17 protein-coding genes are annotated in these 19,074 nt (G+C 58.2%); all 17 read left to right on the top strand.

Annotated elements, in window-relative coordinates:
• The first annotated feature begins 7 nt into the window (after positions 1-7).
• The 17 genes from HU737_RS12370 (at position 8) to HU737_RS12455 (ending at position 19,066) form a co-directional block, all read left to right on the top strand.
• On the top strand, positions 8-448 hold the full coding sequence (locus HU737_RS12370) for an Imm44 family immunity protein (protein WP_186557777.1): 441 nt from the start codon (positions 8-10) through the stop codon (positions 446-448).
• 301 nt (positions 449-749) lie between these two features.
• Positions 750-2,180 carry an RHS repeat-associated core domain-containing protein gene (locus tag HU737_RS12380; protein ID WP_496198507.1) on the top strand — a complete coding sequence of 477 codons (1,431 nt, stop codon included), beginning with the start codon at positions 750-752 and terminating at the stop codon, positions 2,178-2,180.
• Between the two features lie 5 nt (positions 2,181-2,185).
• Complete coding sequence (locus HU737_RS12385; protein WP_186554819.1) at positions 2,186-2,695, top strand: hypothetical protein; 510 nt, start codon at positions 2,186-2,188, stop codon at positions 2,693-2,695.
• A gap of 140 nt (positions 2,696-2,835) precedes the next feature.
• Positions 2,836-3,261, top strand: coding sequence for an SMI1/KNR4 family protein (locus HU737_RS12390; RefSeq protein ID WP_186554820.1), 426 nt, complete (start codon positions 2,836-2,838; stop codon positions 3,259-3,261).
• A gap of 153 nt (positions 3,262-3,414) precedes the next feature.
• Positions 3,415-3,798 (top strand): hypothetical protein, encoded by a 384-nt coding sequence (locus tag HU737_RS12395; RefSeq protein ID WP_186554821.1) that lies wholly within the window; start codon positions 3,415-3,417, stop codon positions 3,796-3,798.
• Positions 3,799-4,116: 318 nt separating this feature from the next.
• The gene (locus HU737_RS12400) at positions 4,117-4,428 is read left to right on the top strand and encodes a hypothetical protein (protein ID WP_186554822.1); all 312 of its coding nucleotides are present in this window, start codon (positions 4,117-4,119) and stop codon (positions 4,426-4,428) included.
• A 94-nt stretch (positions 4,429-4,522) separates the two neighbouring features.
• A complete protein-coding gene (locus tag HU737_RS12405) occupies positions 4,523-4,963 on the top strand; it encodes a hypothetical protein (protein WP_186554823.1) in 441 nt (146 codons plus the stop codon).
• 56 nt (positions 4,964-5,019) lie between these two features.
• Positions 5,020-5,424 carry an RHS repeat-associated core domain-containing protein gene (locus tag HU737_RS26420; RefSeq protein WP_186554824.1) on the top strand — a complete coding sequence of 135 codons (405 nt, stop codon included), beginning with the start codon at positions 5,020-5,022 and terminating at the stop codon, positions 5,422-5,424.
• Positions 5,366-5,881, top strand: a complete 516-nt coding sequence (locus HU737_RS12415; protein WP_186554825.1) for a hypothetical protein — start codon at positions 5,366-5,368, stop codon at positions 5,879-5,881. Before HU737_RS26420 ends, HU737_RS12415 begins: the two co-directional genes overlap by 59 nt.
• A 195-nt stretch (positions 5,882-6,076) precedes the next feature.
• Positions 6,077-6,472, top strand: coding sequence for an Imm44 family immunity protein (locus HU737_RS12420; protein ID WP_186554826.1), 396 nt, complete (start codon positions 6,077-6,079; stop codon positions 6,470-6,472).
• Between the two features lie 870 nt (positions 6,473-7,342).
• Positions 7,343-8,902 carry a glycogen synthase GlgA gene (gene glgA / locus HU737_RS12425; protein ID WP_186554827.1) on the top strand — a complete coding sequence of 520 codons (1,560 nt, stop codon included), beginning with the start codon at positions 7,343-7,345 and terminating at the stop codon, positions 8,900-8,902.
• 14 nt (positions 8,903-8,916) lie between these two features.
• A complete protein-coding gene (locus HU737_RS12430; protein ID WP_186554828.1) occupies positions 8,917-10,746 on the top strand; it encodes a malto-oligosyltrehalose trehalohydrolase in 1,830 nt (609 codons plus the stop codon).
• Positions 10,743-12,812 (top strand): 4-alpha-glucanotransferase, encoded by a 2,070-nt coding sequence (malQ, locus tag HU737_RS12435; protein ID WP_186554829.1) that lies wholly within the window; start codon positions 10,743-10,745, stop codon positions 12,810-12,812. The genes HU737_RS12430 and malQ overlap by 4 nt, the downstream gene beginning before the upstream one ends.
• Positions 12,809-15,583: a malto-oligosyltrehalose synthase gene (locus tag HU737_RS12440; protein WP_186554830.1), complete on the top strand. Its 2,775-nt coding sequence runs from the start codon at positions 12,809-12,811 to the stop codon at positions 15,581-15,583. The genes malQ and HU737_RS12440 overlap by 4 nt, the downstream gene beginning before the upstream one ends.
• Positions 15,584-15,597: 14 nt before the next feature.
• A complete protein-coding gene (locus HU737_RS12445) occupies positions 15,598-15,885 on the top strand; it encodes a DUF2934 domain-containing protein (RefSeq protein ID WP_186554831.1) in 288 nt (95 codons plus the stop codon).
• 84 nt (positions 15,886-15,969) lie between these two features.
• On the top strand, positions 15,970-18,123 hold the full coding sequence (gene glgX / locus HU737_RS12450) for a glycogen debranching protein GlgX (RefSeq protein WP_186554832.1): 2,154 nt from the start codon (positions 15,970-15,972) through the stop codon (positions 18,121-18,123).
• A 148-nt stretch (positions 18,124-18,271) separates the two neighbouring features.
• Positions 18,272-19,066, top strand: a complete 795-nt coding sequence (locus HU737_RS12455) for an endonuclease/exonuclease/phosphatase family protein (RefSeq protein WP_186554833.1) — start codon at positions 18,272-18,274, stop codon at positions 19,064-19,066.
• The last annotated feature ends 8 nt before the right edge of the window (positions 19,067-19,074 follow it).

Consider the following 19,074-nt stretch of genomic DNA (forward strand, 5'->3'; position numbering starts at 1 on the left):
ATAAAGTATGAAAATAGCAATTAGCGGTCAATACGGGGATCCAAATGCTAGCAAGGCCTTCTGGCCATTACAAAAAAAAATGAACGCATCATTCAAAACCGCAATTACAAAAGAATATTTTCAACTAATAAAAGTATTATCAATTGGATTAAGGGTCTCAGGAGATATTCAAGACTTCAAATCTAGCGGAATAGAACGACTTAAGTTTTTAAAGCGAGACAAAATACTCACCATCGATTTAGTTTATTCAAAAAACGAATGGATAACACTGAACAACAACTCGTTAGAAGTAGATCTCACTAATAAAATCCGCAAATGCTTAGAGCTTATGATCGTAGAGGCAAAAAAAATTGATACCATCTCAGACGAAAAGCAACTTATCTCGGAAATCGAAATAGCGCTTATCAAAAGCCAACTAAGCTCGATTTCAGAAACACGCAAACTGTAGGACCACACATGAATCATCACGTTTTTCAGCCAAAAGCGAGTGAACCGTGAATCAATCTTGACTTATCTAGAGCAGCATCAGAAGAGCGCGCCAGCGGCTTCGACATGAGTGATATTTAGCTAAATATAGGCAGCTTTACTTTCAACTACTGAGCTTAATTTTGTCCTGACACCAAAGTAGACGCTCTTTAATAATTTAGCTCAACCGCGTGCAAGGCAACGGCCTGCAGCAACGCCAGTAATGGACGGCCAACGGCTACCTGCACACGCAAAGCCTCACCCGGCCCGGCAGCAACGATTACCTGCACAAGCGCCAGCACCACTACGACCCCGCCGGCCAACTGACCACCATCGACGACAGCAACCGCGGCACGCTCAGCTACCGCTACGACCCGCTCAACCGCCTGCTCGGCGCACACAGCCGGCTAGGCGCGGAAACCTTCGCCTTCGACCCCGCCAGCAACCTGCTCGACCCACGCGAAGCGCCCCAGGCCAACGGCCTCAAACGCAGCCGGCAGATGGACAACCTGCTGCACCAGTACCTGGGCAACCACTACCGCTACGACCCCCGCGGCAACCTCAGCGAGCGCTGGCTGGACGGCCAGCACGGCCGCTTCACCTGGGACCTGTACGACCGCCTGGTGGGCTACGAAGATGCCCGGCTCAAGGTCAACTACGGCTACGACGCCCTCGGCCGGCGCCTCTACAAGCAATCGGCCGCCAAGTACCAAGACCGCGCGCAGGCCGGCCCGCTGTGGAACCGCAAGCAACGCCTGGACCTCGATGAGCGCTACGGCTGCAAGAGCAGCATCTATGGCTGGGACGGCGACCACCTGGCGTTTGAAAGCACCTACCACCCGCGCGGCGAACGCACCACACACTACCTCTACGAGCCAGGCACCTTCGTGCCGCTGGTGCAGGCCTCGTACGAGCAACAAATCGCCCTGCTGCCCGAGCCGAGCTATGACGGGCCGTATGACATCGATCAGGATCCGGTCTGGCAATACCAGCCACAGGCACCGGCCTTCAAAGCGCTGGATTGGTACCAATGCGACCACCTAGGAACCCCGCTGGAGCTGACCGATCAGCACGGCGAGATGGTCTGGCGGGCGGACTACCAGGCCTGGGGGCAGGCCCAGGTGAGGCTCAGCGAGGCCGCGCAGCGCAGGAAACTCGACACTGCGCTACGGTTTCAGGGGCAGTACCTGGATGTCGAGACCGGGCTGCATTACAACCGGTACCGGTACTATGATCCGCAGGTGGGGCGGTTTGTTTCGGCGGATCCGATTGGGTATGCCGGGGGGCTGAATCTTTATCAATATGCGCCGAATGCAGTGGGGTGGCTGGACCCCCTTGGACTACATTCAAAAAAACCAGGTAAGCCATACCCTTGCAACTCGCTAACTGGCGCTATCGCGAAGGAGGCCCATAATACTCTAGACCCAATAGCTCAAGCATATAAAACCACGGCCGCGGGAGTTATGCCGGATGGCACAATAGGAATTGCATCCAGCGACCCAAAAGTTCCAAAGTCACAACAAATCTATGCAGAAAGCACAGGTCTTTCAGTTCACAATGGCATTGGCCATGCAGAAGAGACGCTAATTAACGCCGGAGCCAAGCATGTTGACGCCAGCCGTGGCATCTGCTTAGACTGCGAAGCATTAGTTAAGTCGAATGGCGTAACTACGAACACTCCATTTAGCGGTCGAAAAAGCCGCAACAGAAGATAGGACCAATGACCAAAATCCCCGGCAACCTCAACGTCAAAGAAACAACAAAATTCTGCCTATTGGCAGCAGATCGAATTGCACACACACATAATACATTTACAAAAAATATCGGCAAACAAACCAGTGACCTTCAAAACTTAATTGACACCCTATTTAACAGCACACCCAGCCCTCAACTCGACATAAATACAACACTTGAAGCCATTAAACAATTAATACCAGACACAGAAGATTACTGCAGCAGCCTAGCCAGCCAAGCTCAGTGCGCCGCAATCTGCACGTACTATTCGGCCGAGTACATCTTAAAGCAAGACATCAAACTAGCCGAATATGCTATCGGCAAGGTACTAGAGAGCATAGACATATACGGAAAACATATCGATGACCTCACAAAAAGCGAACTTGCCTGGCAGAATGAATTAGCAAAAATCATTAAAACCAGATCTCTAACACTAGAAGAAATAAGGGCAATCAATCGACATCACTCAATACCGTCAGCACACCCAGACCTGTGAGACCGAAGCATGCAAAACTTTTTGATTAGCACACCGTCACTCATAAGTCATATTTGACAATACACATTCCACAGCCTGGGCCGCGAAGGTCAGGCGCTTTAAGTTTACTGAAGCCTGGAGCACGCCCCTCGGACTAAGAAATGCAACACAAATTCACTACAGGCACTACAGCTGACACTATTCGCATAGCCGAGGCACAGCTTAACCGAAAGTTCCCCCAATCGTTCTTCAATTGGTTACTGATAAACAATGGGAGAAGCTTAGATGGGCTAACGGTATTTCCAGTACATGACCCTAACAATCTTCGCAAGACTTGGAGCTCAATCACCAAAAACTTTAATGAAGGGTGGGCAATCTGGATTAACAACCACTCGCACGAATCACTAGACCTGTCGCCACTATTGCCTTTCGCGGAATATGGCACAGGAGATTATTTCTGCTTCAATTACGAATCCATTGGATCACAAGGTGAACCTGAAGTTGTTTTATGGAGCCATGAAACCGGAAAAGCAAAGTTCATTGCTGATAATTTCTCAGCTTTTGCATCCAATCCGCCTACTCTATAACTCGGATAAACCATTAGATCATTAGAACTCACAGCGGAAAAAAAACCCAAAAAATTATAACCAAGCAAGCCCTATCATTCAAGGTTAAAGATACAGCACATGAAAGGCTAGACAGCGCAGTACACTCAGGTCTAGCTTCCACCGAGAAATAACATGTTTGAAAACTATCTATCCCACCCCGAAATTTACCAAGCCCTCGAAGAGCACTTCGAGAAAACCTTCAACACCCTTCTAAAAAAAGAGAATTTAGATCAAAAACAATTCCAAACCCCCTATTATAGGACCCATTTTGCAAACGGAATGCCTTTCATGAATGGCAACCCCATATTTTCAACAAAGCATCTATCAAACCAGGACAGGCTTAGGGTGATTCTCGACATTGACGCAAGCGACATAACTTGCTTTGAGAACAAACTAGATAACTCAAAAGAGCTTTGCATTTGTGGCAGCGTACAAAATATTGAGCAAATCAAAAAAGCAATGAACAATTGGCTAAAACAGCAAAAGCCCGTCTTAAATCGATCTCATCAAACATAAATCCGCCCCAGGCTTATCAACTAATACGAACCAGCAAAAACTTACCACCTCCATACGAAAGTTATTCATCATAGATATTGATAACGCATTTACAGCAATTAGAGCACACCTACGGGAGTGGCTTGATTTTATAGATGAGCCTGACTTCATCAATACAATATCTCTATCAGAAAATAGAAAAACTGTCATACACTGGGATTTTTACATGGAATTGCACGCAACAGATATATAGTCAAGGAATCACGCTTCATCAGAGGATACTTAGCACTCACCGAGAAAACCAAGAAAATCAACTAACGCATTAGGAAAAAACACCAAATGCTAACCAACAAATCGACATTCGAAATATTTGACAGCACCCATACTCTCATTGGCAGAACAACAGCTGAAGCAGAATTACAGATCTGTGGAACTTTTTTACCAACACAATATTTTAAGCAGTATGAAAATCTCTTCAGAAGTCTAGAGCACGCAGCAAACCAGATCCTCCTTACCCATGCAGATCAACTTGAAAAACAAATTGCCTCGCTAAATTTTTACGCCACAACAGATACAAACCCAGAGAACAAACTCACTATCAAAGACCTGCAAATAATCGAAGGCTGGATAACCTTCCAAATAATCGAATAACGCTCAAACTTATCACTCAATGGGCAACGCACAACAAATAAAATCAATGACCCTTACAATATTAAAAAAATCAATTATCGGATAACACGTAGCCATGACCGACATTAAAGCCAAGTTCATGACCGAATACCACAACCTTGATGACGGATTAGTTTTATCATTCGGATTTTTCTATCCGGCTTCAGGAAATCTTTCAGTGCAGGGGCTTTTTTACGCAAAAAACCACCTTGCATCCAGCGAGCGATGGGACACTATCAAAATAATCGTAGAGGATGTTGTAAACCTTAAAATTCTATGGAAAGGGAACCAGGCCCATTCCATTTGCACCGGTGTACACTTAGTAAAGATTGATGACTTATGGTGCTTAGATGTAGATGGTATTTACGGCGATGTTGAGGCCCCAACATCCATCGCAGAAATACAGAACTTTGGAGATTGTTATGCCACAGGCAAACAGCTAAACATCTATATAATTCCTGACTGTCGCACAGACCTACACAACCTAACACCAGGACAATACTCCCTATACCTTTAGACACTACATAGACAGTTTTTTCAACGGCAAGATTCCACCAGCACTATGATCCGCAGGTGGGGCGGTTTGTTTCGGCGGAACCGATTGGGTATGCCGGAGTGCTGAATCTTTATGCCTATGCTCCGAATCCTGTGGATTGGGTCGACCCTATAGGCTTATCCAAAAAAATCAGTGGAACTCCAAGACAAGCACAAAGAAAGGTGCTTAAAAAACAAGCACCTTTAGAAATCGATTGTATTAATGAACCTGAAGAAATAGCACCCAAGAATCAGTGGCACGCACAGTGCCAATGCGGACCTGGATACAATCAAGACGGTTCGATTCATGACAAAGGCAAGGGTGAAGTAAACTTTGGCCGAAAACGATCGAATGGCTCAATAGTCATGACTGGAGCATTGAAAAATGAATTTACCAAAATTTTACGAAAACATAGTATCCAAAGAATCTTACCGAGACCTTGAACGCTTCTTTGACGAAGTTGATAGCTTTGAGGAAATGCCTCTTATATCAAGAGACTGCCGAACTGAAACGCTACAAAAAATGCTAAATGGAAATGATGCATCTGAATTTCTGTTGGGATTTTCATACTTCATCCTGAACACTCTACGCTTAATTAGCCACACAAAGAAAATTAAGCAAGGGCTCATCGCCATCACCTTTATGAATTTCGATAAAGAGGAGTATGGCCCTACCCTGATACCACGGCTATTTGTATACCCTGACGAGGCGGGCCAGGCTCTCTACGAAAATCTAATCAAAAATCAGCAAGGAAGAATATCCACTGAAATGAAGCGAACCAAGGACCTTTTCAAAAAATGTAATTTAATGGAACAGTTCACATTTGTTGAAAGCAGGTGGTTTGACAAGGCTTGCAACGAAGAACTGATTAGGGTATTCGCCATACCAAAACAAACCTAACTACCCGGGAGAAGTACCGATACACACAGCCCTACTTTAAAAAGACACAATACTGTATTTCGCCCAGAGAAAAGCGGTGGAAAACGGCAAATGCATCAATGGCAACATCAGAAATCCTACAATATAAGCTGCCGACAACGGCTGACGCCCGCCACTTCACAAAGCGATTATTAATCCAAAACAAGGAAATTCACCATGATGTTTTTTATGTCTGGCGAAATAGATGCCGACCTGGGACCCGATGAGCACATAGCAAGAAACTCAATAAAACCCGTCATAAGAAAACTGATGCACCACCTATCGTTTGACTCAAACATTCTCGAATGGAGCTTCATCTCAGTAATTCTTTCTGACCAGTTCATTACTCACTACCCAGAAGTCGCAAAGCTTAATAAAAGAAACAGAACAATGGAATTCCGCTTACATATATCTCATCAAGAGTTTAAAGTTGCCGCCCCCAAAAAACAAATTTCGATGATCCTTGACACAATCGAGAGATCCATATCCTTAATGGAACAAATGGAAATCTCTGAAACTGACCGTCAAAAATTTGCTTCCATACTGAACTCTGCGAAAAACGCTTTACTTTAGCATGGCAATCCTTACCACCCATATATTTAGCTCAACCGCCTGCTCGGCGCACACAGCCGGCTAGGCTCGGAAACCTTCGCCTCCGCCAGCAACCTGCTCGCCCCCACGAAGCGCCCCAGGCCAACGGCCTCCAACTCAGCCGGCAGATGGACAACCTGCTGCACCAATACCTGGGCAACCACTCGCCTCTACAAGCAATCGGCCGCCAAGTACCAAGACCGCTCGCAGGCAGGCCCGCTGTGGAACCGCAAGCAACGCCTGGACCTCGATGAGTGACTGTGCCGGCCTCATCGCGGGCAAGCCCGCTCCTACAAAATTGTCCCCAGCGCTCTGAGGGGCATGACGCTGTGGGCCAAGAACAGGGGCTATGACACCGCAAGCAATGCCCCAAAATGGTGCGCTACCGCTTTCACGCCTCACCATAGCGCAACTGAAAACCACCACCGCCCCACCGTTGTGCCAATTAAAAACACCCCTCTCCCACCCCATTCACATCCTGCAACAGACGCCAACGTTTGCGTCTATCTCGCCTCATAACGAAAGTGACCAACGGGTCACCTTTTTATCCCCGGCTCTCCTACACTCTGGTTTCGGCCCGCCATTTGCTCAGGAAAAACCGAGCTAAAAAAAGTCGAACTTTCCTAAACAGCGGTGGGTCAGGAACTAAGTAGGCCAGCGCAACGGGACCTCCCCAGCCTCGGCCAACCACCCCAATCAGTCTCACCGCCATCGGCAGGAATGCCGATCGCGCAGTGCGTGCGCGCACGACCTCGGGGCAAGGACTGCACTACCAAGATTCGCACTAGAGAGAACCAACACGAAATAACGCAACGGGTGCCTGCCACCCGGCCAATAGGGACGGAGAGAAGTATGATCAGTGCCGCTGTCGAGCCTCACGTAGATTCATTCAACCCGGACAACCGCGAGCCGCTCCAGCCGGATTTCGCCACGACAGCCAAGGCACCGGGCGCCCAGCGCCAACACAATCCGAACAAGCGCAAAGTGCTGTTCGTCACCTCGGAAATCGCTGACCTGGTCAAGACCGGTGGGTTGGGCGACGTCTCCTCTGCCCTGCCGCGGGCGCTGGCCCATCTGCACGATGTCCGCGTGCTGATCCCAGGCTATCCGCAGGTGGTGGACAGTGACAATCCGATCCATATCGTTGGCGAACTGGGTGGCCACGCCGCCTTGCCACCCTGCAAGCTGGGCCGGATGGATTTGGCCGACGGCCTGGTCATCTATGTACTGATCTGCCCCGAGCTGTACCAGCGCGAGGGCACTCCCTATGGCGCCAACAATGGCCGCGACTGGCCCGACAACCATATCCGCTTCGCCCGCCTGGGCCTGGCTGCCGCCGAGATCGCGGCCGGTGAAGGCATGGCGCACTGGAAGCCGGACCTGGTCCACGCCCATGACTGGCCAGCAGGCCTGGCGCCGGCCTATATGCACTGGCGCGGGCTGAGCACGCCAACCCTGTTCACCATTCACAACCTGGCGTACCAGGGGGTCTACAGCCGCGGCTGCAGCCCGGAGCTGGCGATCCCTGACCACGCCATGCAGCAAGAAGGCATGGAGTTCTACGGCAAGTTGTCGTTCCTCAAGGCGGGCCTGGCCTACTCCAGCCACATCACCACCGTGAGTGCCACTTACGCCAAGGAAATCACCACGCCAGAATTTGGCTGTGGGCTGGATGGTTTTCTCGCCAGCAAGGCCTATCAAGGGCTGCTCAGCGGCATCCCCAATGGCATCGACGAAAGCTGGGACTCAGCCACCGATCGCCACTTGCAGCACAACTTCAGTATCAACGACTGGGACGGCAAAGCGCGTAACGCCGAGGAAGTGCGCAAGCTGTTCGAGCTGGAGCCGTCCGAAGGCCCGCTGTTCGCCGTGGTCTCGCGCCTGGTCTATCAAAAGGGGCTGGACCTGACCCTGGGCGTGGCCGACTTCATCGTCGAGCAAGGTGGGCAGATCGCGATCATCGGCCGTGGCGAGCCGGAAGAAGAACAGGCCATGCGTGAGCTGGCCTTGCGTCACCCAGGGCGGATCGGCGTGCGCATCGGCTTCAACGAGACCGATGCCCGGCGCATGTTCGCTGGCAGTGATTTTCTGCTGATGCCGTCGCGCTACGAGCCCTGCGGCTTGAGCCAGATGTACGCGCAGCGCTTCGGCTCGCTACCGGTGGCGCGTAATACCGGCGGGCTGGCCGACACCATTGAAAATGGCGTGACGGGCTTTCTGTTCGACGAATCGACCGTGGACAGCTACCGCGAGGCGCTGAGCCGGGCATTCTATATCTATGCCAAGAAGGATTTGCTGCACGCCATGCGTTGCCTGTCGATGACCCAGCCGTTCAACTGGTGCCAGGCGGTCGAGCCCTATGCGCACCTGTATGAGGAGCTGGTCAAGCAGGTTCAGTTCAGCCGCTACTGATCGAGGTGTCGAAGATGCACAGGCATGGCGCACATTTACTGGACGCCACGTCGGCGCGCTTCGCCCTCTGGGCGCCGGATGCGCGCAGCGTGAGCTTGCAGTTGGACCAACAACCGGCGATTGCCTTGCAGGCCGAGGGCGATGGCTGGTTCAGCGGCATTGCCCCTGCCCAGGCAGGCAGCCGCTATCGCTACCGCATCGATGATGAACTGGAAGTCGCCGACCCGGCTTCGCGCTATCAGCCCGAAGGGGTGCATGGCCCGAGCCAGGTGGTCGACCTGGCCCGCTATCCGTGGCTGCACCCCTGGCAAGGCCGGCCCTGGCACGAAGCGGTGATCCAGGAGCTGCACGTGGGCTTGGCCGACGGCTATGCCGGGGTCGCCGGGCAATTGCCACGCCTGGCCGAGCTGGGTATCACGGCGATCGAGCTGATGCCGCTGGGGCAGTTTCCCGGAGAGCGCAACTGGGGCTATGACGGCGTGCTGCCGTTTGCCCCCCAGCACAGTTACGGCAGCCCGCAGCAGTTGTGTGCCCTGATCGATCAGGCGCATGGCCTTGGGCTGATGGTGATGGTCGATGTGGTCTACAACCACTTCGGCCCCGATGGCAATTTCCTGCATGAATACGCCAGCCCGTTCTTTCGCCAGGATCGGCAGACGCCCTGGGGTGCAGCCATCGACTTTCGCCGCCCTGAAGTGCGCGAGTACTTCATTCAGAACGCGCTGATGTGGCTGTGTGACTATCGCGTCGATGGCCTGCGCCTGGATGCGGTGCATGCCATCGACCAACCGGACTTTCTGGTGGAACTGGCGACGCGGGTTCGCGCTGCGGTGGGCGCCCCCACCGCTATCGCGGGGCAAGCCCGCTCCCACGCGGCCACCCTTGCGAACAACAGCGTGGAAGCGGGCTTGCCCCGCGATGAGCCCGGTCGCCACGTGTGGCTGGTGCTGGAAAACGAACACAACCAGGCAAGCCTGCTCGAACAAGGCTTCGACGCCCAGTGGAACGACGACGGCCATAACGCCTTGCACGTGCTGCTGACTGGCGAAACCGAAGGCTACTACCAAGATTACCAAGACCGCCCCATCGACAAGCTCGCCCGCTGCCTGAGCGAAGGGTTCGTGTTCCAGGGCCAGCCCAATCGCCACGGCACCCCTCGCGGCGAACCCAGTGCGCATTTGCAGCCGAGCAAGTTCGTGCTGTTCTTGCAGAACCACGACCAGATCGGCAACCGCGCCTTGGGCGAGCGCCTCACTCGGCTCTGCTCACCGCAGGCGCTGCGCGCCGCCACGGGGCTGTTGTTGCTGTCGCCGATGATCCCGCTGCTGTTCATGGGCGACGACGACGGCAGCTGCAAACCTTTCCTGTTCTTCACTGATTTTCACGACGAGTTGGCCGACGCGGTGCGTGAAGGCCGGCGCGGCGAGTTCGCCCATTTTGCCGCGTTCGCCGACCCCGACCAGCGCGAGCAGATCCCCGACCCGAATGCCGCCGACACCTTCGAGGCCTCCCGCCCTAAGCGCCAGGAAGTCCTGGCTGGCTGGCACGGCCTGTATCAGCAATTGCTCGAACTACGCCGCTTGCACGTCTCGCCGCATTTGCCCGGCAGCCAGGCGCTAGGCGCCGAGGTGCTCGGCGACAAGGCGCTCAGCGCGCGCTGGCGCCTGGGTAATGGCCAGCAGCTGCGCATCGACCTCAACCTGGGCGCTACGCCGCAGCCGGTCGAATTGCCGCCTGCCACGCAGCGTCTGTTCGACAGCAGCGATAACGCCCACCCCGATTCCACCCTGGCCGCGCACAGTTGCGTGGTCAGCCTGCTTGCCCCTGCCCTGGAGCCTACATGAGCGAATTGCCGTTGCACCGTCTGGCCGCCCGTGTGGGAGTGGCCCGTGACTGGATCGATGCCAACAACCGCCCGCAGCAGGTCAGCGACCCGGTACTGCGCCAAGTCCTGGCCGGGCTTGGCCACCCGGCAACCGATGACGCGGCGATCGCGGCCAGCCTGCAAAGCCTGGATCAAGCCGAAGACAGCGAGCACCTGCCGCCGCTACTGACCGTCGATATCGACCAGCCGCTGCCGCTGGCGCGTTACTTTTCTGCCGGCAGCCCGGTGCGTTGTGTGCTGGAAAACGGCGACCCTGTGGAGCTGAACCTCGACGAACAGGCGCAACTGCCCGGCAAACTGCCCATCGGTTATCACCAGCTGGATATCGATGGCCGCAGCTTCAGCGTGGCGGTAGCGCCTCTGCGTTGCCATGCCTTGCACGATGCCGTTCAAGAGCCACCGCCGCGTTGCTGGGGCCTGTCGGTGCAGCTGTACAGCCTGCGCCGCCCGGGTGACGGCGGCTATGGCGACTGCCTGGCCCTGGAGCAATTGGCCCGCAGTGCGGCCGAGCGTGGCGCCGATGCCTTGGCGATCAGCCCAATCCACGCGTTGTCGGGCGCCGACCAGCGCCACTACAGCCCCTACTCCCCGTCCAGCCGGCTGCTGCTCAACAGCCTCTATGCCAGCCCCGCGGCGCTGCTCGGCGAGCGCACCGTGCGCCTGGCCATCGAGGCCTGCGAGCTGCAACCCACCCTCGATGAGCTGGAGCGCCAGTCGTTGGTCGACTGGCCGCGCGCCGCCGACGCCCAACAGCGTCTGCTCAAGGCGCTGTACAAGGATTTCAGCCAGGGCAATCACCCGCTGCGCGAAGACTTCGACAGTTTTCGCCAAGCCGGTGGCCAGGCCCTGGAGCATCATTGCCGCTTCGAGGTTCTGCAAACCGAGGCCATGGAGCGCGGCCTGGGTGCCGACTGGCGCAACTGGCCGGCCGCCTGGCACGACCCGTACCACCCCGAGGTGGAAGCCTTCGCCAGCGCCCATCCATCGTGGGTGGAGTACCACGCGTTCTGCCAATGGCTGACGGAGCGCGGCCTGCAACGCGCCCAGGAAGCAGCGCGCGGCAACGGCATGGCCGTCGGGCTGATCGCCGATCTGGCGGTGGGTGCCGATGGCGCTGGCAGCCAGGGCTGGAGCCGCCAGGACGAGCTGCTATCTGAGCTGACGGTCGGCGCCCCACCGGATATCCTCAACCGCGCCGGCCAGGACTGGGGCATCAGCGCGTTCTCACCTGAAGGCCTCAAGCGCAACGGCTACCGCGCCTTCATCGAAATGCTGCGGGCCAATCTGGCCCATGCCGGGGGCCTGCGCATCGACCATGTGATGGGCCTGCGCCGGCTGTGGCTGATCCCCCGGGGCGCCAAGCCCAGCGAAGGCGCCTACCTCAATTTCCCCCTGGATGACCTGCTGCGCTTGCTGACCCTGGAGTCGGTGCGCCACCAGGCAGTGATCCTTGGCGAAGACCTCGGCACGGTGCCGGAAGGCCTGCGCGAAGTGCTCGCCGACAAGGCCATACTGGGCATGCGCGTGCTGCCCTTCGAGCAGACCTCGACTGGCCATTTCAAGCCGATTCTCGACTGGCCAGACAACGCCCTGGCCACCACCGGCACCCACGACCTGGCGCCGCTGGCCGGTTGGCTGCAAAGCCGCGATATCGACTGGTATCACCGCCTGCACTTGATCGATGCGCCTGCCGAACTGCACTGGCGCCATGACCGGCAAAAGGAGCGCGACGGCCTGCGCCGCCTGCTGGAAGCCAACTATGGCCCGCTCAAATCCGACGACGAGCTGATCGATGCGGCCATCCGCTACGTCGGCCATACCCGCGCGCCGCTGGTGCTGATCCCGCTGGAAGACCTGTTAGGCAGCGACGAGCAAGCCAACCTGCCCGGCACCACCGAAGGCCACCCCAATTGGCGCCGCCGTTTCGCCCTGGCGGTGCGCGACCTGCTCGACGATGAAGACGCCGCACGGCGCCTGGAGCTGCTGGCCCAGGCCCGTGAACAAGCCTGGGAGCGTGACCGATGAAACCCTTGACCGCCACCGTGCGGCTGCAATTTCACAGCGACTTCACCCTGGATGACGCGGTGCCGCTGGTGCCGTACTTCGCCCGCTTGGGCATCAGCCACCTCTACGCCTCGCCAATCCTCAAGGCCCGCGCCGGCTCGCGGCATGGCTACGATGTGGTCGACCCGACACGGGTCAACCCGGAGCTGGGCGGCGAAGCCGCGCTGCTGCGCTTGGTCGGTGCATTGCGTCAGCACAGCATGGGGCTGATCCTCGACACGGTGTCCAACCACATGGCTGTGGGCGGCGCCGACAACCCTTGGTGGCAGAGCCTGCTGGCCTGGGGGCGACGCAGCCCCTATGCCGAGTTCTTCGACATTCAATGGCACTCCAGCGACCCGCTGCTGGCCGGCCAATTGCTGTTGCCGTTTCTCGGCACAGACTATGGCGCGGCCTTGCAACAGGGCGACATCCCGCTGACCTTCGACGCCGATCAAGGGGTACTGGAGGTCGCTCATTACGACCATCGCTTCCCCATTTGCCCGCTGGACTACCCGCGCATCCTGGGGCACAGCCAGCACCCGCAGTTGCGCGAGCTGGCCCAACGCTTCAACAGCCTGCATGAGTCGCCCGAGCCAGTGACCGCTGCCCTGCCCTTGCACGCCGAACTGGCTCGCGTGGTCAACCAGGGCGCTAGCCTGGATGAGGCCCTGAGCGCCTTCGACAGCCGCACCGAAGCGGGCTTCAAGCGCCTGCATCAGTTGCTCGAACGCCAGACCTACCGCCTGGCCAGCTGGCGCACGGCGGCGGACGATATCAACTGGCGGCGTTTTTTCGACATCAACGAGCTGGGCGGCCTGCGGGTCGAGCGCGCGCTGGTGTTCGAAGCGACCCATGCCAAGCTGTTCGAGCTGATCGAGCGCGGTTTGGTCGATGGCCTGCGCATCGACCATATCGACGGCCTGGCCGATCCACGCGGTTACTGTCGCAAGTTGCGCCGGCGCGTCGACAGCCTGTTGGCCACGCGCCCGCTGGACGCTGCGCTTGAGCACTTCCCGATCTACGTGGAGAAGATCCTCGGCGTCGATGAGCACCTGCATCAGGACTGGCTCACCGACGGCACCACCGGCTACGAGTTCATGAACCAGGTGTCGCTGCTCCAGCACGACCCCGCGGGTGAAGAGCCGCTGACCGAGTTGTGGCGCAGCGTCAGCGAGCGCCCTGACTTCCCTGAGGAAGTCCGCCAGGCGCGCCATCTGGTGCTCAACGCCAGCCTGGCCGGCGACTGTGAGTCGGTGGCCCAGGCGCTGCTGCAAGTGGCGCGCGACGACCTGATGACCCGTGACCTGACCCTGGGTGCGATTCGCCGGGCGCTCCAGGCGCTGGTCGAGCATTACCCGGTGTACCGCACCTATATCAACGCCATCGGCCGCCCCGCTGAAGACGAAGCGTTTTTCCAGCAGGCGCTGAGTGGCGCCCGGCAAACCTTGAGCGAAGCCGACTGGCCGTTGCTCGACCAGCTCCAGCTGTGGCTCGGCGGCCAACCCTGGCGCCGCCTGCCGCCTGGCCGGCCACGCAAGCACCTGCGCCATGCCTGCGTGCGCTTCCAGCAGCTGACCGCGCCGAGCGCGGCCAAGGCTGTGGAAGACACTGCCTTCTACCGCTCGGCCCGATTGCTCTCGCGCAATGATGTGGGCTTTGAGGCCGAGCGCTTCAGCGCCGCGCCCGAGGCGTTTCACACCGAGGCCGAGCGCCGCCTGCGCGACTTCCCCGACAACCTGCTGGCCACCGCCACCCATGACCACAAGCGCGGCGAAGACTGCCGCGCGCGCCTGGCGGTGCTCAGCGAACGTGGGCCTTGGCTGGCCAGCCGGGTCGAGCATTGGCGCGAGTTGGCCGCGCCGCTGCGCCAGGCCTTGGAAGATGGCCCGGCGCCGAGCCCGGCTGATGAAATGATGCTGCTGCAGACGCTGCTCGGTAGCTGGCCACTGCAGCTTGACCGGCACGATCAAGCCGCCCTTGGCCGCTACGCCGAACGGATTCGCCAGTGGCAGCAGAAGGCCCTGCGCGAAGCCAAATTGCGCAGCGCCTGGAGCGCGCCGAACGAAGCCTATGAAACGGCGTGCGCGGCCTATATCGATGGCCTGCTGCTGGAGCGCGAGAATGAGCAGCTGCGCAATTCACTGGCAGAGGCTGCGCAGTCGATCGCCTGCGCAGGTGCGCTCAATGGGCTGGTGCAGTGCCTGCTACGGATGACTTCGCCGGGGCTGCCCGACCTGTACCAGGGTAATGAGTACTGGGACCTGAGCCTGGTCGACCCGGACAACCGCCGCCCAGTGGACTACGCTGTGAGGCGGGCCAGCCTGGACGACAGCACGCCGCTGGCAGCGCTGCTCGAACACTGGCGCGATGGGCGGATCAAGCAGGCGTTGATCGCCCAGGTCCTCGACTGTCGTCAGGCCTATCCAGCGCTATTTCGCCGGGGTGACTACCTGCCGCTGGCCGTGCAGGGCCGGCATGCCGACAAGGTACTGGCGTTTGCCCGCCTGGGCGAAGGTGAGCGCGCGATTGTGGTGGTACCACGTTTGACCTACGCGTTACTGGGCAACAGCCCAACACCGTTGATCCCGGCACAGAACTGGGACGACACCCGGCTGATTCTGCCGTTTGCCTCGTCACCTGCCAATTGGACTGGACTTTTCGCCAGCCGCGCGGTCAGCCCTTCTAGAGAGCTGATGTTGAGCGCTGTGCTGGCTGAATGTCCGGTCAATCTGTTGATACAACAATCTTGAGCATCAGGAGCGTCATGATGAGTGTCGATGAAAAGCGTATTCGCCAATTTGCCTATGAGATCTGGGAGTCCGAGGGCAAGCCTGCCGGGCAGGAGGAGCGCCATTGGGAGATGGCGCGCAAGCTTGCCGAAGCTGAAGCCCTGGCGCCCAAGGCTGCGCCGCGCAAGAAGCCGGCTGCAGCCAAGCCTAAGGTTGCGGCAGAACCCAAGGCTGCGGCCAAGCCCAAGGTGGCCAGCAGCGCGGCCGCCAAGCCGGTTGCCGAGAAGAAGCCCCGGGCGGTGAAAAAGCCCAGTGCGGGGTGAGTCTTTCCAGACGCCTTTGCCCAGCAATACAGGGGCCGCTGCGCGCCCCTGACACCCCCCTCCCCCTGGCCAACGAGGACTGCCATGAGCCCCCGCACCCCGAAGAAAACCCGCTCTGTCGCCCCATCGCGCATTCGTGAAGGCATGCCCTTCCCGCTCGGCGCCACCTGGGACGGCCTGGGAGTCAACTTCGCCCTGTTCTCGGCCAATGCCACCAAAGTCGAGCTGTGCTTGTTCGACTCCACTGGCGAGCAGGAGCTCGAACGCATCGAGCTGCCGGAATACACCGATGAGATCTACCACGGCTACCTACCCGACGCCCACCCAGGCCTGGTCTACGGCTATCGCGTCTACGGCCCCTACGAGCCGGAGAATGGCCATCGCTTCAACCACAACAAGCTATTGATCGATCCCTACGCCAAACAACTGGTCGGCACCCTGAAGTGGTCCGAGGCGCTGTTCGGCTACACCATTGGCCATCCCGATGGCGATTTGTCGTTCGATGAGCGTGACAGCGCGCCCTTCGTGCCCAAATGCAAAGTCATCGACCCGGCCTTCACCTGGGGCCGCGACCATCGCGTGCAGGTGCCGTGGGAACGGACCATCCTCTACGAAGCACACACCCGCGGTATCAGCATGCGCCACCCGGCGGTGCCCGAGGCGTTGCGCGGCACCTTTGCCGGCCTTGCCAACGATGAGCTGCTCAAGCACATCAAGGATCTGGGCGTGTCCTCCATCGAACTGCTGCCGATCCACGCCTTCGTCAACGACCAGCATTTGCTCGACAAGGGCCTGAACAACTATTGGGGCTACAACAGCATCGCCTTCTTCGCGCCGCACCCCAAGTACCTGGCCAGCGGCAAGATCGCCGAGTTCAAGGAGATGGTCGCCCACCTGCACGACGCAGGCCTGGAGGTGATCCTCGATGTGGTCTACAACCACACCGCCGAAGGCAACGAACAAGGCCCGACCCTGTCGATGCGCGGCATCGACAACGCCTCGTACTACCGCCTGATGCCCGATGACAAGCGCTACTACATCAACGACTCCGGCACCGGCAACACCCTCGACCTGAGCCACCCTTGCGTGCTGCAACTGGTCACCGATTCGCTGCGCTACTGGGCCGGCGAGATGCGCGTGGATGGCTTTCGCTTCGACCTGGCGACCATCCTGGGCCGCTACCACGATGGCTACAACGAGCGGCACAGCTTCCTCGTCGCCTGCCGCCAAGACCCGCTGCTGAGCCAAGTCAAGCTGATCGCCGAACCTTGGGACTGCGGCCCAGGCGGCTATCAGGTGGGCAACTTCGCCCCCGGCTGGGCCGAATGGAACGACCGTTTTCGCGACACCGTGCGCAGCTTCTGGAAAGGCGACGAGGGCCAATTGGCCGACTTCGCCTCACGCATGACGGCCTCAGGCGACATGTTCAACAACCGCGGCCGGCGCCCCTATGCCTCGGTCAACTTCGTTACCGCCCACGACGGCTTCACCCTGCGTGACCTGGTCTCGTACAACGATAAGCACAACGAAGACAACGACGAGAACAATCAGGACGGCACCGACAACAACCTGTCATGGAACTGCGGCGCCGAGGGGCCGACCGAAGACCCTGAAATCAATGCCCTGCGCATGCGCCAGATGCGCAACTTCTTCGCCACCCTGCTGCTGGCCCAAGGCACGCCGATGATCGTTGCCGGCGATGAGTTCAGCCGCACCCAGCATGGCAATAACAACGCCTACTGCCAGGACAGTGAGATCGGCTGGATCAACTGGGACCTGGACGAGCAAGGCAGCGAGCTGCTGACCTTCGTCAAGCGCCTGACCCGCTTGCGCCTGGCCTACCCGGTGCTGCGCCGCTCACGCTTTTTGGTCGGCGACTACAACGAGGCGATTGGCGTCAAGGATGTCACCTGGCTGGCCCCCGATGGCAGCGAGATGACCGTGGAGCAATGGCAAGACCCGCACGGGCGTTGCCTGGGCATGCTGATGGATGGCCGCGCACAAGTCAGCGGGATTGCCCGGCCAGGGTCTGAGGCGACGATGCTGCTGATCGTCAATGCCCACCATGACACCGTGCCGTTCAAACTGCCTGCCGTGCCTGAAGGCGACTACTGGAGCTGCCTGATCGATACCGATCGACCGCAGTTGCGCAAGCCGCAGCATTTGCCATTCGAAACGATGTTCGAGGCGACTGGGCGCTCGTTGCTGCTGATGGTGCTGCAGCGCGAGGAGGACTGAACCCAACTGGGCTGATTCGGTCCTAGACAATAGCGTTTGTTGTGTCAGTGGCGGCTTTATCGCAGGGCATTGTGGGAGCGGGCTTGCCCCGCGATGAGGCCGCCACTGACCCAACCCACTCAGCAGCCAGCCAGGAACAGGAGTCCCCGTGAACCTCGAAGCCGGCAGTCAAGGTTTCGCCTCCGTCAGCCAATCCCCGGCCGTCGACCGACTCCGGGTCCTGACGGTCAATACCCACAAAGGCTTTACCGCCTTCAACCGGCGCTTCATCTTGCCGGAGCTACGCGAGGCGGTGCGCAGCACCCAAGCCGATATCGTGTTTCTCCAGGAAGTGCTCGGCAGCCACGACCGCCACGCTGCGCGTTACCCCGGCTGGCCGCAGACCTCACAATACGAGTTTCTCGCCGACAGCATGTGGAGCGACTTCGCCTACGGCCGCAATGCGGTCTACCCCGATGGCCACCACGGCAACGCCCTGCTGTCCAAATACCCGATCCTGGAGCACCGCAACCTCGACGTGTCGATCACCGGCCCCGAGCGCCGCGGCCTGCTGCATTGCATCCTGGATGTGCCCGGCCAGCGCCCGGTGCATGCCATCTGCGTGCACTTGTCGCTGCTCGAAAGCCACCGCCAGCAGCAATTGCAGTTGCTGCGCAAACTGCTCGACGCCCTGCCCGCTGACGAGCCGGTGATCATCGCCGGCGACTTCAACGACTGGAAGCTGCGCGGCAACCGCACCCTGGGCCTTGCGCGCGACCTGCACGAAGCGTTCGAGCGCCACCATGGCCTGCTCGCCCGAACGTATCCGGCGCGTTTGCCATTACTGCGCCTGGACCGGATCTACCTGCGCAATGCCCAGAGCCACGCCCCGCAAATCCTCGGCCACAAGCCTTGGACGCACCTGTCGGACCACCTGCCACTGGCAGTGGAAGTGCGTCTGTAGCAATGATT

It is taken from the genome of Pseudomonas urmiensis, assembly GCF_014268815.2.
Lineage (GTDB): Bacteria > Pseudomonadota > Gammaproteobacteria > Pseudomonadales > Pseudomonadaceae > Aquipseudomonas > Aquipseudomonas urmiensis.